The organism is Phenylobacterium sp. (genome assembly GCF_030646615.1).
In the GTDB taxonomy this organism is placed as follows: Bacteria; Pseudomonadota; Alphaproteobacteria; order Caulobacterales; family Caulobacteraceae; genus Phenylobacterium.
Genome location: NZ_JAUSLG010000023.1, coordinates 31,205 through 46,404, shown reverse-complemented (window position 1 = coordinate 46,404; position 15,200 = coordinate 31,205). Strand labels below are relative to the sequence as shown.

The 15,200-nt window shown below is 68.3% G+C and carries 16 protein-coding genes and 1 pseudogene; 13 read left to right on the top strand and 4 right to left on the bottom strand.

Annotation, left to right across the window (positions count from 1 at the left end; genetic code table 11):
- Complete coding sequence (gene hemB / locus Q7S93_RS03795; RefSeq protein WP_304712265.1) at positions 1–1,017, bottom strand: porphobilinogen synthase; 1,017 nt, start codon at positions 1,015–1,017, stop codon at positions 1–3.
- Entirely contained in the window at positions 1,014–1,493 is a 480-nt protein-coding gene (locus Q7S93_RS03790) for a hypothetical protein (RefSeq protein WP_304712263.1), read from the bottom strand. Before Q7S93_RS03790 ends, hemB begins: the two co-directional genes overlap by 4 nt.
- A gap of 72 nt (positions 1,494–1,565) precedes the next feature.
- On the opposite strand from Q7S93_RS03790, the gene Q7S93_RS03785 reads away from it, so the two are divergent.
- The 4 genes and pseudogenes from Q7S93_RS03785 (at position 1,566) to hemA (ending at position 6,104) form a co-directional block, all read left to right on the top strand.
- Positions 1,566–2,702, top strand: a complete 1,137-nt coding sequence (locus tag Q7S93_RS03785) for an acyl-CoA dehydrogenase family protein (RefSeq protein ID WP_304712262.1) — start codon at positions 1,566–1,568, stop codon at positions 2,700–2,702.
- Entirely contained in the window at positions 2,699–3,757 is a 1,059-nt protein-coding gene (locus Q7S93_RS03780) for an enoyl-CoA hydratase/isomerase family protein (RefSeq protein ID WP_304712261.1), read from the top strand. Before Q7S93_RS03785 ends, Q7S93_RS03780 begins: the two co-directional genes overlap by 4 nt.
- Before the next feature lie 51 nt (positions 3,758–3,808).
- Positions 3,809–4,717 (top strand): annotated as a pseudogene (gene mmsB / locus Q7S93_RS03775) (3-hydroxyisobutyrate dehydrogenase); the annotation flags it as partial.
- A 157-nt stretch (positions 4,718–4,874) separates the two neighbouring features.
- Positions 4,875–6,104, top strand: coding sequence for a 5-aminolevulinate synthase (gene hemA, locus Q7S93_RS03770; protein ID WP_304712260.1), 1,230 nt, complete (start codon positions 4,875–4,877; stop codon positions 6,102–6,104).
- Positions 6,105–6,118: 14 nt separating this feature from the next.
- Here hemA and Q7S93_RS03765 read toward each other — a convergent pair whose 3' ends face one another.
- Positions 6,119–6,547: a MucR family transcriptional regulator gene (locus Q7S93_RS03765; protein WP_304712259.1), complete on the bottom strand. Its 429-nt coding sequence runs from the start codon at positions 6,545–6,547 to the stop codon at positions 6,119–6,121.
- Positions 6,548–6,704: 157 nt separating this feature from the next.
- On the opposite strand from Q7S93_RS03765, the gene glyA reads away from it, so the two are divergent.
- The 9 genes from glyA (at position 6,705) to Q7S93_RS03720 (ending at position 14,536) form a co-directional block, all read left to right on the top strand.
- On the top strand, positions 6,705–8,015 hold the full coding sequence (gene glyA, locus Q7S93_RS03760; protein WP_370652061.1) for a serine hydroxymethyltransferase: 1,311 nt from the start codon (positions 6,705–6,707) through the stop codon (positions 8,013–8,015).
- Positions 8,016–8,054: 39 nt separating this feature from the next.
- A complete protein-coding gene (gene nrdR / locus Q7S93_RS03755; RefSeq protein WP_304712257.1) occupies positions 8,055–8,528 on the top strand; it encodes a transcriptional regulator NrdR in 474 nt (157 codons plus the stop codon).
- A 15-nt stretch (positions 8,529–8,543) separates the two neighbouring features.
- A complete protein-coding gene (locus tag Q7S93_RS03750) occupies positions 8,544–9,197 on the top strand; it encodes a RibD family protein (protein WP_304712255.1) in 654 nt (217 codons plus the stop codon).
- Positions 9,198–9,788 (top strand): riboflavin synthase, encoded by a 591-nt coding sequence (locus Q7S93_RS03745; RefSeq protein WP_304712254.1) that lies wholly within the window; start codon positions 9,198–9,200, stop codon positions 9,786–9,788. It begins immediately after the preceding gene.
- A 45-nt stretch (positions 9,789–9,833) separates the two neighbouring features.
- Positions 9,834–10,295, top strand: a complete 462-nt coding sequence (gene ribH / locus Q7S93_RS03740; protein WP_304712253.1) for a 6,7-dimethyl-8-ribityllumazine synthase — start codon at positions 9,834–9,836, stop codon at positions 10,293–10,295.
- Complete coding sequence (gene nusB, locus Q7S93_RS03735) at positions 10,292–10,765, top strand: transcription antitermination factor NusB (RefSeq protein ID WP_304712252.1); 474 nt, start codon at positions 10,292–10,294, stop codon at positions 10,763–10,765. Before ribH ends, nusB begins: the two co-directional genes overlap by 4 nt.
- A complete protein-coding gene (gene thiL, locus Q7S93_RS03730) occupies positions 10,737–11,720 on the top strand; it encodes a thiamine-phosphate kinase (RefSeq protein ID WP_370652060.1) in 984 nt (327 codons plus the stop codon). The genes nusB and thiL overlap by 29 nt, the downstream gene beginning before the upstream one ends.
- 57 nt (positions 11,721–11,777) lie before the next feature.
- Positions 11,778–12,212 carry a hypothetical protein gene (locus Q7S93_RS03725; RefSeq protein ID WP_304712249.1) on the top strand — a complete coding sequence of 145 codons (435 nt, stop codon included), beginning with the start codon at positions 11,778–11,780 and terminating at the stop codon, positions 12,210–12,212.
- Positions 12,213–12,412: 200 nt separating this feature from the next.
- A complete protein-coding gene (locus Q7S93_RS03720; protein ID WP_304712247.1) occupies positions 12,413–14,536 on the top strand; it encodes a sodium-translocating pyrophosphatase in 2,124 nt (707 codons plus the stop codon).
- 83 nt (positions 14,537–14,619) lie between these two features.
- Here Q7S93_RS03720 and Q7S93_RS03715 read toward each other — a convergent pair whose 3' ends face one another.
- Positions 14,620–15,102: an outer membrane protein assembly factor BamE gene (locus tag Q7S93_RS03715; protein WP_304712246.1), complete on the bottom strand. Its 483-nt coding sequence runs from the start codon at positions 15,100–15,102 to the stop codon at positions 14,620–14,622.
- Positions 15,103–15,200 lie beyond the last annotated feature (98 nt).

The following is a 15,200-nucleotide window of genomic DNA, read 5'->3' as shown; positions in this document are numbered from 1 at the left end:
TCAGGCCCCCAGCAGGCGCGCCGCGTGGGGGGCGAAATAGGTGATGGTTCCGGCCGCGCCGGCGCGCTTGAAGGCGCCCAGGCTTTCCAGGATGGCGCGATCCTCGTCGATCCAGCCATTGGCGCCGGCGGCCTTAATCATGGCGTACTCGCCAGACACCTGGAAGGCGAAGGTCGGCAGGCGGTAGGCCTCCACCAGACGCCGAAGGATGTCGAGATAGGGCAGGCCCGGCTTGACCATGACCATGTCGGCGCCCTCGGCGATGTCGAGGGCGACCTCGCGCAGGGCCTCCTCGGTATTGGCCGGGTCCATCTGGTAGGTCTTCTTGTCCCCAGGATTATCCACAGCGCCCGTGCCCAGTTTCCCCGAGCCGATGGCGTCGCGATAGGGGCCATAGAAGGCCGAGGCGTACTTGGCCGCATAGGACATGATCATCACGTCCTGCAGGCCCTCGGCCTCGAGCGCCGTGCGCAGAGCGCCGACCCGGCCGTCCATCATGTCCGAGGGGGCCAGGATGTCACAGCCGGCCCTGGCCTGGACCAGGGCCTGTTCGACCAGGCGTTCAATGGTGGCGTCGTTGAGGATGCGGCCGTTCTCGATCAGGCCGTCATGGCCGTGGTCGGTGAAGGGGTCGAGCGCCACGTCGCACATGATTCCGACCTCGGGCGCCGCGTCCTTCATGGCCTTGACCGCCCGGCAGATCAGCCCGTCCGGATCGGCCGCCAGGGAGCCTGAGGCGTCTTTCCGGGCCATGTCGATGTGCGGGAAGATGGCGATGGCCGGGATGCCCAGCTGGCGAGCCTCGACCGCGGCCTTGGCGGCCTCGGCCACCGAAAGTCGGGCGACCCCGGGCATGGAGGCCACCGGAACCTGGCCCTCGCCCTCGTGGACCACCATCGACCAGATCAGGTCGGACGGCGTGAGGACGGTTTCGCGAACGAGGCTGCGGATCCAGTCGGCCTGGCGCAGACGGCGCAGGCGCAGGGCGGGGTAGGCGGCGAGGGGAGGCAGGGTCATGGGACCCGGCTCTTACCCATCGGTTTGTCCGACGCAAGCCTGATAGCGCCGACGATGGAGGCGCCGATCAGCCAGAGCCCCGACAGAAAGCCGAGCGCGATGGCGCCGACAATGAGGAACAGCAGGGTCGCGTCGATGGCCACCTGGCCGATCACCACCTCCATCTGATCGATGCCGCCCCACCCGGCCGTGTTGGCGAGACCATAGAGCGAGGCGAGGATGTGGATGACCGCGGCAAGGCCGCAGATCCCGGCCAGCAAGGCGAGGAAGAAGGCGACCCAGAAGCTGCGAATCTGGAATCCCAGATGACTGCGCGCCGGTTCGGCGGCCGAATCGCGCTGGGTATAGGCGATGATCACCGCCGCCAGCGCAGGCACCCCGGCGAAGAACACCGCCGCGAACATCAGGGCGTAGTTGAGGAGAGCAAGATTGCGGGACGACTCGACGGAGCTGGCCCCGCTGCTGTTGAAGGTCATTCTGATCTCCCCCTGTCGTTGACAGGGTGCGCCGCCCGCGCAACTTCCTCAAGCCCAGGGAGGGCCACGGCCATGGATTTCGAGCTCTCAGAGGACCAGCGCGCCCTTCAGGCCGCCGCCCAGGCCTTCGCGGCCGCCGAACTGGCGCCCTTTTCGGCGCAATGGGACCGCGAGGGCCATTTTCCCGTGGAGACCCTCCGCCAGGCGGCCGGGCTCGGATTTGCCGGCGTCTATCTCTCGGAGGATGTCGGCGGATCTGGCCTGTCGCGCCTCGACGCCTCGCTGATCTTCGAGGCCCTGGCCTATGGGGACGTGGCGACCACGGCCTATCTGACGATCCACAACATGGCCGCCTGGATGGTCGACCGGTTCGGCGACGCTGAGCTTCGCGCCCGCTATCTGCCGCGGCTCACCACCATGGAGCTGGTGGCCTCCTACTGCCTCACCGAGCCGGGGGCCGGCTCTGACGCCGCGGCCCTGGCCACGACCGCGGTCCGCGACGGCGAGGCCTATGTGCTGAACGGCGCCAAGGCCTTCATCTCCGGCGGCGGAACCTCCGACATCTATGTGGTGATGGCTCGCACGGGCGGGGCCGGGGCCGCCGGCGTCTCGGCCTTTGTGGTGGAGGCCGGCGCGCCGGGGCTCTCTTTCGGGGCGCGGGAGCGGAAGATGGGCTGGAACGCCCAGCCCACGGCCCAGGTGAACTTCGACGGCGTGCGCGTGCCGGCCGGCAACCGGATCGGCGGCGAGGGGGAGGGTTTTCGCTTCGCCATGATGGGCCTGGACGGCGGGCGGCTGAACATCGCCTCCTGCTCCCTGGGCGGCGCGGGGCTCGCCCTCGACACCGCCCAGGCCTATTTGGCCGAGCGCCGGCAGTTTGGCCGACCGCTCCGCGACTTCCAGGCCCTGCAGTTCAAACTGGCCGACATGGCCACCGAACTGGAGGCCGCGCGGCTGATGGTCAGGCGGGCCGCTGCGGCCCTGGACGCCGGACGGCCCGACGCCACCAAGCTCTGCGCCATGGCCAAGCGCTTCGCCACCGACGCCGGCTTCCACGTGGCCAATGAGGCGCTGCAGCTGCACGGCGGCTATGGCTACCTGGCCGACTACCCGCTGGAGCGGATCGTCCGCGACCTGCGCGTCCACCAGATCCTGGAGGGGACGAACGAGATCATGCGGGTGATTATCGCCCGGGAGCTGTTTCGATGACCGACGAGCCCGACGTCCTGACGCGCATCGAGGGCTCGGTTGGGCGGATCACGCTGAACCGTCCCAAGGCCTTGCACGCCCTGACCACCGACATGTGTCGCGTCATGATCGACGCCCTGGTGGACTGGTTGGGTGACCCGGCCGTGGACTTCGTCCTGATCGATCATGCCGGTGAGCGGGGCTTTTGCGCCGGCGGCGACATTCGCATGCTGGCGCAGAGCGGCGCCCGCGACGGCTTCGCCGCCCGGGAGTTCTTCTTCACCGAGTACCGGTTGAACCATCTGATCTTCGAGTACCCCAAGCCCGTGATGACCATCATGGACGGGGTGACCATGGGCGGCGGCGTGGGCCTCGCCCTGCCGGCCCGCTACCGGGTGGCCACCGAGCGGACGAGCTTCGCCATGCCCGAGACCGGCATCGGCCTGTTCCCCGACGTGGGCGGCGGCTGGCACCTGCCGCGACTGCCGGGGAAGTCTGGCCTGTGGCTCGCCCTGACCGGCGCCCGCCTCAAGGCGGCAGATTGCGAACTGCTGGGCCTGGCCACGGACTATGTGGAGTCCGCCAGTATCGAGCGCCTGAAGGCGCAGGTGATCGCCGACCCGGCTGCGGTCGAGACGCATCTGACCTTGCTGGAGGCCGATCCCGGCCGGCCGCCGCTGGGGCTGCATCGCGACGAGATGGACCACCTGTTTGGCGGCGACAGCGTCGAGGCGATCTTCGCCGCCCTGGACGCCGATGGCGGCGCCTGGGCCGCCGCCCAGCTTGAAGTGCTGAAAACCAAGTCGCCCCAGACCCTGAAGGTCGCCTTCCGCCAGCTGGCCCTGGGCGCCCAGGCCAAGACCTTCGCCGAGAACATGGAGATGGAGTACCGCATCGGCGCCCGGGTAGTCGGTCTCTACGACTTCATCGAGGGCGTGCGGGCGGTGATCATCGACAAGGACAACGCGCCGCGGTGGAACCCCGCCAGCCTCGAAGGGGTCAGCGAGGCCATGCTCGATGAGATATTCGCCCCCCTGCCTTCCGCCCAGACCTGGCGACCGCTACCCTTGGAGTAAGGCGGCGCGCGTCCGCCACCAAGGGAGAACCGCCATGGAAACCGCCAGTCTCGCGAGGGGCGCATGACCCGCTACGCCTTCATCGGCCTGGGCAATATGGGCGGCGGCATGGCCGCGGTCCTGGCTGCGGCCGGCCACGAGGTGCAGGCCTTCGATCTGTCCGCCAAGGCCCTTCAGCGCGCCGTAAGCGCGGGCGCGCAGGCGTCGGACACGGCGGCGGCGGCGGTCGAAGACGCCGAGGTGGTCATCACCATGCTGCCGGCGGGGGCGCACGTGCGGGACGTCTATGACCAGGCGATCCTGCCGACCGCCGCCAGGCACGCGCGGGTGATCGACTGCTCCACCGTCGATGTCGACACCGCCCGGGCCGTGGCCGGCCAGGCGAAGACGGCCGGCCTGCGACCGGCCGATGCGCCGGTGTCCGGCGGCGTCGCCGCGGCGGCTGCGGGCGCGCTCACCTTCATGGTCGGGTGTGGCGACGACGATTTCGCCGCGGTGGAGACGGCGCTGGCGCCGATGGCCAAGACCGTCGTGCGGGCCGGCGAGGCTGGGGCGGGGCAGGCGGCCAAGATCTGCAACAACATGCTGCTGGGCGTCTCGATGATCGGGGTCTGCGAGGCCCTGTCCCTGGCCGAGGGGCTGGGGCTCGACCCTGAGCGTTTCTTCGAGATCGCCTCGGCCTCCTCGGGGCAATGCTGGTCGCTGAGCGCCTATTGTCCCTGGCCTGGGCCGGTGGAGGCCGCGCCGTCCAACCGCGGCTATGAGGGGGGATTCGCCGCCGCCATGATGCTGAAGGACCTGAAGCTGGCCCAGGGGGCCGCGGCCGCGGTGGGGGCCGCAACGCCCCTGGGGGCGCAGGCCGAGGCGCTTTATGCGCTGTTTGACCGTCTCGGCTATGGCGAAAAGGACTTTTCGGGCCTAATTCAGATGCTTCGCGGGCGACTGGACCTGCTGACCTGACGGTCGGCGAAGAACAGGCGTTCGTTGACGCAGATCAAGCCGGCGCGACACAGCGCCTTATAGACATGCTCCGAACCCGGTGCGAAAAGCCGGGCGGAATCTTTAGGGGACCGGCTGCGGCGTGAGATCGTCGAGCGTGCAGCCGGATTTCGTGTCGATGGATTACAGGACCGCTTTCCACAACGCCCTCGAGCGTGTGCACGCCGAAGGCCGCTATCGGGTTTTCGCCGACCTGAAGCGTCATCGCGGGAACTTCCCCCGCGCCACCTGGACGCGGCCCGACGGCGAGGCCCAGGACATCGTGGTCTGGTGCTCCAACGACTATCTCGGCCAGGGGCAGAACCCGGTCGTGATCGAGGCCATGAAGCAGGCGATCGACGAGGCCGGCGCCGGCTCCGGCGGCACCCGCAACATCTCCGGCACCACCCACTATCATGTGGAGCTGGAGCACGAGCTGGCCGACCTGCACGGCAAGGAAGCCGCCCTGCTGTTCACCTCGGGCTATGTGTCCAACGAGGCCTCGCTCTCGACGCTCTATAAGATCCTGCCCGGGCTCATCATGTTTTCCGATGAGCTGAACCATAATTCGATGATCTCCGGCATCCGCGCCGGCGCCCGTGAGCAGCGCCGCGTGTTCCGTCACAATGATCTGGCGCACCTGGAAGAGCTGCTGGCCGCTGCGCCCGCCGATGCGCCCAAGCTGATCGCCTTCGAGAGCGTCTATTCCATGGACGGCGACATCGCCGACATGCCCGCCATGGTCGCCCTGGCCAAGAAGTACGGGGCCATGACCTATCTCGACGAGGTCCATGCGGTGGGCATGTATGGCCCCCGCGGCGCCGGCGTCGCCGAGCGCGATGGGGTGATGGATCAGATCAACATCATCGAAGGCACGCTGGGCAAGGCGTTCGGCGTCATGGGCGGCTACATCGCCGCCGACGCCGTGATCATCGATGCGATCCGCTCCTATGCCGACGGCTTCATCTTCACCACCTCGATCCCGCCGGCCCTGGCCGCCGGCGCCGTGGCGTCGATCCGCTATCTGAAGGAACACAATGAGGTCCGCGTCGCCCACCAGGGTCGCGCCCAGGCTCTCAAGGAACGCCTGGTCAAGGCCGGGCTGCCGGTCATGCCGTCGGAAAGCCATATCGTGCCAGTGCTGGTGGGCGATCCCGTCCACTGCAAGATGATCTCCGACATCCTGCTCAGCGACTACGGCGTCTATGTCCAGCCGATCAACTATCCCACCGTGCCGCGGGGGACCGAGCGCCTGCGCTTCACCCCGTCGCCGGCCCATAGCGACGAGATGATCGATCACCTGGCCAAGGCGCTGGAAGCCCTCTGGGTCCACTGCAACGTGCAGCGGGTGGGCGGCGTCGCTGCGTAGGCGGCGGGCCGGCGCTAGCTGCGCCGGCGCACCCCGCGGCCCAGGCCGATCTGCTTGGCGAAGTCCGAGCGCCGCGCGGCATAGGTCGGCGCCACCATCGGATAGTCCGGCGGCAGGCCCCAGCGGCGGCGGTAGTCCTCGGGGCTCATATCGTAGCGGGAGCGCAGATAGCGCTTGAGCATCTTCAGCCGCTTTCCGTCCTCAAGACAGACGATGTAGTCGTCCTGGACCGACTTGCTGATCGGCACGGCCGGCTTGGGGCGCTCTTCCGGCGGGGCGGGCTCGGGCTCGCCAAGGTTCGCCAGGGTGTCGTGGACCGCACGGATCAGGTCGGGCACGGCGTCTGTGCTGACAGGATTGCGGCTCACATAGGCCGATACGATATCGACGCCCAGGCGCAGCATGTCGCTCGAACGCTCTGTGAGGCCGCGGTCAACACTCATATTGTTCCCCTCTGGATACTGAACCGGCGACAGGCCGGACGACGCTTGAGCGTGCGAGAAACGCCGGCGATCAGACTTCGTTCCCACAGATTGCGCGAGCGGTTGGAACCCGAGCGGGAATGGGAGTAAAAGGCGCCTCCGCCCCCAGCAGATTCCGATGCGAGCCCCGCCCTTGACCGCACAAGCCCAGACCGCCTCCGCCGCCGACGCCTTCTTCACCCAAGGCCTGGCCGAGAGTGACCGCGAGATCGCCGAGGTCCTCGGCCGCGAACTCAAACGCCAGCAGGACCAGATCGAACTGATCGCCTCCGAGAACATCGTGTCCCGTGCGGTGCTGGAGGCCCAGGGCTCGGTCCTGACCAACAAATATGCCGAGGGGTATCCGGGCAAGCGCTACTACGGCGGCTGCGAAGAGGTGGACGTGGCCGAGACCCTGGCCATCGAGCGGGCCAAGCGCCTGTTCGGCGCCGAGTTCGCCAATGTGCAGCCCCACTCCGGCAGCCAGGCCAATCAGGCGGTCTTCATGGCCACCATGAGCCCAGGCGACACCTTCATGGGCATGGACCTGGCGGCGGGCGGCCACCTGACCCACGGCAAGAACGTCAACCAGTCGGGCAAATGGTTTCACCCGGTGTCCTATGCGGTCCGCCAGCAGGACCAGCTGATCGACTATGACGAGGCCGCCGAGGTCGCGCTGGCGGCCAAGCCCAAGGTGATCATCGCCGGCGGTTCGGCCTATAGCCGTGAGATCGACTTCGCCCGGTTCCGCGAGATCGCCGACAGCGTCGGCGCCATCCTGATGGTGGACATCGCCCACTATGCCGGCCTGGTGGCCGGCGGCGCCTATCCCAATCCCATGCCGCACGCCCATGTGGTCACCACCACCACCCACAAGACCCTGCGCGGCCCCCGGGGCGGCATGATCCTGACCAACGACAAGAAGCTGGCCAAGAAGATCGACTCGGCCGTCTTCCCCGGTCTGCAGGGCGGGCCCCTGATGCACGTGATCGCCGCCAAGGCTGTGGCTTTCGGCGAAGCGCTGCGGCCCGAGTTCAAGCTCTATGCCCGCCAGGTGGTGGAGAACGCCCGGGCCATGGCCGACGCCCTGGCGGCCCGCGGCCTGAAGATCGTGTCCGGCGGCACCGACAGCCATCTGATGCTGGTGGACCTGACGCCCAAGAACGTCACCGGGGCCGACGCCGAGGCGGCGTTGGAACGCGCGAACATCACCTGCAACAAGAACGGCATCCCGTTCGACCCGCTGCCCTTCACCCAGACCTCGGGCCTGCGCCTGGGCTCGCCGGCCGGCACCTCGCGGGGCTTTGGCCCGGCCGAGTTCCGCCGCATTGGCCAGATGATCGCCGAGGTGGTCGATGGCCTGGCCGCCGGGGGTGACAATTCGGCGGTCGAGGCCAAGATCCGCGACGAGGTGCTGGCCTTGACCCGCCGGTTCCCGATCTACAACTAGGCCTCATCAAGAGGACGCGGCCGGGGAGGGGCTGACCTGATGCGATGCCCATTCTGCGGCCACAGCGAGAGCCAGGTGAAGGATAGCCGTCCGTCGGAAGACGGGGCGGCTATCCGTCGCCGCCGACTCTGCCCGGCCTGTGGCGGCCGCTTCACCACCTTCGAGCGCGTCCAGCTCCGCGAACTGACCGTGATCAAGCGGTCGGGGCGGCGGACCCCGTTCGAGCGGGAGAAGCTGCTGCGCTCCATCGACATCGCCACCCGCAAGCGGGCCATCGATCCCGAGCAGGTGGATCGGATGGTCAACGGCATCACCCGCCAGCTCGAGAGCATGGGCGAGACCGAGATCGGCTCTGAGGTGATCGGCGAACTGGTGATGAAGGCCCTGAAGGCCCTCGATGACGTGGCCTATGTTCGCTACGCCTCGGTCTACCGGGACTTCCGCGAAACCCGCGACTTCGCCGACTTCCTGGGGCGCGAGGGCCTGTCCGAGGCGCCGGAGGAGGAGCGCTAGAGGGCGCGCTCGCCCATGGCCTCGTCCCTGATCACCCTGAAGCTCGCCACCTCGCTGGATGGGCGCATCGCCACCGCCAGCGGGGAGAGCCGATGGATCACCGGGCCTGAGGCCCGCGCCCAGGTGCACCGGCTGCGCAGTGAGCACGACGCCGTCGTCATCGGCGCGGAGACCGCCCTGGCCGACGATCCTGAACTCACCGTCCGCCTGCCGGCGTATGCGGGCCGCCAGCCGGCGCGGGTGGTGCTCGACAGCCGGCAACGCCTGCCGAAGTCCTCGCGACTGGTCCGGTCGGCCGGCGATGTCCCGGTCTATGTGGTGGCTGCCGGCGCGCCGTCGCAGGACCTGGTCGAGGCCGGCGTCCAGATCGTGTCGGCACCCGCGGCTGAAGGGGAGCGCTCGGACCTGCACGGCGTTGTCGCCGCTCTGGCTGAGCGCGGGCTGCGGCGCCTCTTCGTCGAAGGCGGCGGACAGGTGGCGGCCAGCTTCCTCCACCATGGTCTCGTGGACCGGCTGGAGTGGTTTCGCGGGCCGCAGATCATCGGCGGCGATGGCCGACCGGCCGTGGGCGCCCTGGGTCTTGCGGCGCTGGATCAGGCGCCTCGGATGCGCCGCATCGAGGTCGTCATGCTCGGCGACGACCTTTGGGAACGCTACGAAAGGATCTGAATGTTCACCGGAATCGTCACCGATGTGGGCCGGGTGCGCGCCGTGCGCGACACCGACCGCGACCGCAGGTTCGAGATCGAGACCGCCTTTGATCTCGCGACCGTCGATATCGGCGCCTCCATCGCCCATGCCGGCTGCTGCCTGACCGTGGTGGAGAAGGGGCCGACCTGGTTCGCCGTCGAGGTCTCCGGCGAAACCCTGGAGCGCACCACCCTGGGCGAATGGCGCGAGGGCCGCGCCGTCAACCTGGAGCGCTCGGCGCGGGTCGGCGACGAACTGGGCGGTCATATCGTCTCGGGCCATGTGGACGGGGTGGGTGAGCTCATCTCCATCGTCTCCGAGGGCGGGTCACACCGGGTGAAGGTGCGCGTCCCCCGGCCGCTGCACCGCTACATCGCCCCCAAGGGCTCGATTGCGATCGAGGGCGTCTCCCTGACCGTGAACGAGGTCGAGGACGACATTTTTGGCGTCAATCTGATCCCCCACACCTGGGAGGTGACCACGCTCGGGCGGCTTTCGGTGGGCTCGAAGGTCAATCTGGAGATCGACATGCTGGCGCGCTATCTCGCGCGATGGCGCGAAACCGCCTAAAGGCTGTCCCCTTAGGATCGCCTCCCGCGATTGCTGGATTTTGTGATGCAAGACGAGAAGCTGCGCGTCCTCGTGGTCGAGGCGCGGTTCCATGGGCAGATCGCCGACGCCCTGCTGGCCGGCGCCACCGACGTGCTGTCGGCCCACGCGGTCGAGTTCGACGTGGTGAGCGTGCCCGGCGAGCTGGAAATCCCGGCCGCTATCGCCTTCTCCGACGCTGCGGGCAGCGGCGGGGGCGTGGCGTATGACGGCTATGTGGCCCTGGGCTGCGTGATCCGCGGCGAGACCTACCATTTCGAGGTGATAGCCAACGAATCGGCCCGGGGGCTGATGGACCTGGCGCTCAGCCGACGCCTCTGCATCGGCAACGGCGTCCTGACCGTCGATGAAGAGGCCCAGGCCTGGGAGCGGGCGCGAGCCAGCCAGGGGGACCGCGGCGGCGTAGCAGCGCGCGCCTGCCTGGAGATGATCAGCCTGAAGGCGCGGCTGTCGGGACACGATCAATGAGCCAGGACATCCCCGTGCCCACCGGTCCCATCCCGCGCCAGTCCCGTTCGGTGGCGCGCCTGGCCGTCGTCCAGGCCCTCTATCAGATGGAGGTCTCGGGCGCCGGCGTGGAGGCGGTGATCCGTGAGTTCTCCGACCATCGCTTTGACCGCGACGTGGAGGGCTTCGCCCTGAGCGGCGCCGATGAGGCCTTTTTCGCCGAGCTCCTGCGCGGCGTGATCGCCCGCCAGGCCGATGTGGACAAAGCCGTGGTTAAGCGACTGGCCCAGGGCTGGCGGCTGGAGCGCCTGGACGCCACCGCCCGCGCGATCCTGCGGGCCGGCGCCTACGAGCTGGTCGAACGGTCCGACATCCCCACCGAGGTGGTGATCGATGAGTATGTCGAGCTGGCCAAGTCCTTCTTCGAGGGGCCGGAGCCCGGCTTCGTCAACGGCGCCCTCGATGGCGTGGCCCAGGATGTCCGGGCCTGAAGACAGCCCAGCCCAGCCGGACGAGTTCGAGCAGATCGCCCGGCTCTACCGGCCCCTGACCCGCGGGGCGCCTGAGGCCCTGGGCCTGCTGGACGACGCCGCGGTGATCCCCCAGCGCCCGGGTTTTGACCTGGTGGTTACCAAGGACGCTCTGGTGGAGGGGGTGCATTTCCCCGTCGGCGAGGCGCTCGACCTCGTGGCGCGCAAGCTGCTGCGGACCAACCTTTCGGACCTGGCGGCCATGGGCGCTGCGCCCTACGGCTATTTTCTCGCCGTGGCCTGGCCCTCGGGGACGAACCTGGCGGCGCGCGAGCTGTTCGCCGAAGGCCTGCGCTTCGACGGTGAGGCCTTCGATCTGAGCCTGCTGGGGGGCGACACCGTATCGACCTCAGGCCCGATGGTCGCCAGCCTGACCCTTCTGGGCTGGGTCCCGCAGGGGCGCGCCGTGCGTCGCTCCGGCGCGCGGCCGGGGGATCTGGTGATGGTCAGCGGGCCAATCGGCGACGGCTGGCTGGGCCTCAAGGCCGTCATGGGCGAGCTTGGCGATCCGGACGGCTATCTGGCCGAGCGCTACCGCCTGCCACGACCGCGCCTGGACCTTATCGAACCCCTGCGAGACCAGGCCAGCGCCTGCGCCGACATCTCCGATGGCCTGGTCGCCGACGCCGGCCATATCGCCCGGGCCAGCGGCGTGGTCCTTCGCCTGGATCTGGATCGCATGCCCCTTTCGCCGGCTGGCGCAGCCTGGCTGGCTCGTCAGCCTGACCGCCGCCAGGCCCTCATCACGCTGGCCACATCCGGCGATGATTACGAGCTCGTCCTGACTGCGCCGCCTGGGGCCAGCGACCGGCTGGGACTGTCGGTGATCGGCATGGTCGAAGCCGGCGAGGGGGTCCAGGCCCTGATCGACGGAAGGCCCGCGCCGACGGGGCCGGGGGGCTGGACCCACACCTGAGGCTGGCATGGGGCGTCGTAAAGACGGCGGCAACCCTGTCAGGGCTAAGCTTGCGCCATGCTGCGCCGCGCCTTCATCTCCGCCCTGCCTGTGACCCTTCTGGCCGGTCCCAGCCTTGCGGCCGGGGCGCCCCCGAAGGAGAAGGCGGCCGGCGGCCAGTATGTGGACATCTCGCCGGTCGCCCTGCCGGTCGTGGCCCGCGACCTGGTGGTCAACTACATCTTCGTCGCCGTGCGCCTGAACCTGTCGCAGGTGGCCAATATCCAGAAGCTCAGGGAACGCGAGCCCTTCTTCCGCGACGCCCTGGTGCGGGCGGGCCATCGCACGCCGTTCACCAGCAAAGAGGACTATCTGAGCCTCGACGTCGCCCGCCTGAAGGCGGTGATGCTCAAGGAGGCCGTTCGCCTGGGCGGCAAGGATATCCAGTCCGTCTCGGTCATGTCCCAGACGGCCAAGCGGCGCACGGGCGTGCCTAAGCCCCCCAGCGCCTGATCGCGCGCGCCTCAGGGCGAGCGACCCGTCCACCACAACCGTTGCGCCCCCTTGGCAACCTTGGCACAGTCCCAGGGCTAAAGAACAAGGGTCGGCGCATGTACGCCGGCCCAACCAAGAGGAAACGTAGCGACCGGGGGCGGTCTCCATTCGGGGGCGAGCCTGAGCCGGTTCGCGCCATTCAAAGGGGCGCCTAAACGATGAGTCTCGTGCTTACGCTGGTGATTGTCGCCGGCTTGCTGGCGGTGCTTTACGGCATCGTCCAGTCCGCATTCCTGATGCGGGCTTCACCCGGCAACGAACGGATGCAGGAGATCGCTGCGGCGATCCAGGAAGGCGCCCAGGCCTATCTGCGCCGCCAGTACACCACCATCGCCATGGTCGGCGTCGTGATCCTGATCGCGGTCTGGCTGCTGCTTGGTCCGGAGCCGGCCATCGGCTTCGTGGTCGGCGCCGTCCTGTCGGGCGGCGCAGGCTTCGCCGGTATGCTGATCTCGGTTCGGGCCAATGTGCGAACCGCTCAGGCGGCCTCCGAGAGCCTGGAAAAGGGCCTTTCGCTGGCGTTCCGTTCGGGCGCGGTCACCGGCATGCTGGTGGCGGGATTCGCCCTGGTGGGCGTGGCGGGCTATTTCTTCGTCCTCACCGGTCCCCTCGACCATGACCTGACCAGCCGCACCGTGGTGGACTCCCTGGTGGCCCTGGGCTTCGGCGCCTCGCTGATCTCGATCTTCGCCCGCCTGGGCGGAGGCATCTTCACCAAGGGCGCCGACGTGGGCGGCGACATGGTGGGCAAGGTGGAGGCCGGCATCCCCGAGGATGACCCGCGCAACGCCGCCACCATCGCCGACAATGTGGGCGACAATGTCGGCGACTGCGCCGGCATGGCCGCCGACCTGTTCGAGACCTATGCGGTGACCACGGTGGCCACCATGGTGCTGGCGGCGATCTTCTTCCGCGGAACCGCCGCGGTCGAAACCATGATGCTGCTGCCCCTGGCCATCTGCGGGGTCTGCATCATCACCTCGATCATCGGCACCTTCTTTGTCCGGCTGGGCAAGTCGCGCAACATCATGGGCGCCCTCTATCAAGGGCTGATCGTCACCGGTCTGTTGTCGGTCGGCGCCATCTGGTGGGTCACCACCACCATGGTTCCTGGCGTGGTCAGTGTGGGCGCGCGCAGCTTCGACGGCATGTCGCTGTTCTATTGCGGCCTGGTCGGCCTGGCCGTGACCGCGGCCATCGTCGTGATCACCGAATATTATACAAGCACCGCCTTCCGGCCGGTGAAGTCGGTGGCCAAGTCCAGCGTCTCGGGCCATGGCACCAATGTCATCCAGGGCCTGGCCGTGAGCCTTGAGTCCACGGCCCTTCCGGCCCTGGTGATCATCGCCGGCATCATCGTCGCCAATGGCCTGGCCGGGCTGTTCGGCATCGCCATCGCCACCACGGCCATGCTGTCCCTGGCGGGCTTCATCGTCGCCCTGGACGCCTTTGGCCCGGTCACCGACAACGCCGGCGGCATCGCGGAAATGGCGGGCCTGCCCGCTGAGGTCCGCGTCTCCACCGACGCCCTCGACGCGGTCGGCAACACCACCAAGGCGGTGACCAAGGGCTACGCCATCGGCTCGGCCGGCCTCGGCGCCCTGGTGCTGTTCGCCGCCTATACCGAGGACCTGCGCTACTTCATCGCCACGGCCGAACCCGGCTCGTTCTTCGAGGGCATGACCCAGGTCGCCTTCGACCTGTCGAACCCCTACGTCGTGGTCGGCCTGCTGTTCGGCGGCCTCTTGCCCTTCCTGTTCGGGGGTATGTCCATGACTGCCGTGGGCCGGGCGGCCGAGGCCGTCGTCGTCGAGGTTCGCCGCCAGTTCAAGGAGAACCCCGGCATCATGACCGGCGAGGTCAAGCCGGAGTACGGTCGGGCCGTCGACATCCTGACCAAGGCCGCCATCCGCGAGATGATCGTGCCCAGCCTGCTGCCGGTCGTCTCGCCGGTGGTGCTGTTCTTTGTGATCATGGCCATCGCAGGCAAGGGCGACGCCTTCTCCGCCCTTGGCGCCATGCTGATGGGGGTGATCGTCACGGGCCTGTTCGTGGCCATCTCGATGACCTCCGGCGGCGGCGCCTGGGACAACGCCAAGAAGCTGATCGAAGAGGGCCACCACGGCGGCAAGGGGTCGGAGGCCCACAAGGCCGCCGTCACCGGCGACACCGTCGGCGACCCCTATAAGGACACCGCCGGTCCGGCGGTGAACCCGATGATCAAGATCACCAACATCGTGGCCCTGCTGCTGCTGGCCGTCCTCGCCCACGGCGTCGGATAGCCTGAGGCTTCAAGGCCCCAAACGAAGAACGCCCCGGAGAGCGATCTCCGGGGCGTTTCTCATAGTGGATGGGGGAGGGCGTTCTAACGGTCGCCGGGGCGGGTGCCGGGCACCCCTTCGTCGTCCCGGGGCAGCATGCCGCCACGGCCCACATTGCCCAGCAGCTGCTCCAGCACCGTCAGCTCACGGCCGCGGGTCGGGGTTTCGCGGTCGTTATAGGCGATGACCTTGCCGTCCTCGAGGGTGTAGTGGTCCACCGTCTCGACCACTTCCGTTTCGGGATTGAAGGTGATGGACACCACTTCGCGGTTGACCACCTGGGCTCGCCGGAAGGCCACGCGCTCCTTCACCTGGGCGATATAGAACCAGACGTCGTCCTCGAAGGTCGAGGTGGCCGAGGGCGATCCGAGGCTGCCGCGGACGGTCGACTTGGTGTCCTCGCCGACCTTGATGTCCTTGGGATTGGCGTCGATCGCCTGGAATCCGGAATAGGTGGTCATCGGCGCGCAGGCGCTGGTGGTCAGCAGTCCGACCGTAAGGGCGGCGAAGGCGACACGGCGAAACATGTGGGAACCGGACCTGTTCAAGATTTCAAGACTTTGACCTATCGCCCGCGGGGCCTTAGTTCAATGCCGCCGTTAACGCCCTGTGGCGGCGAAATCGA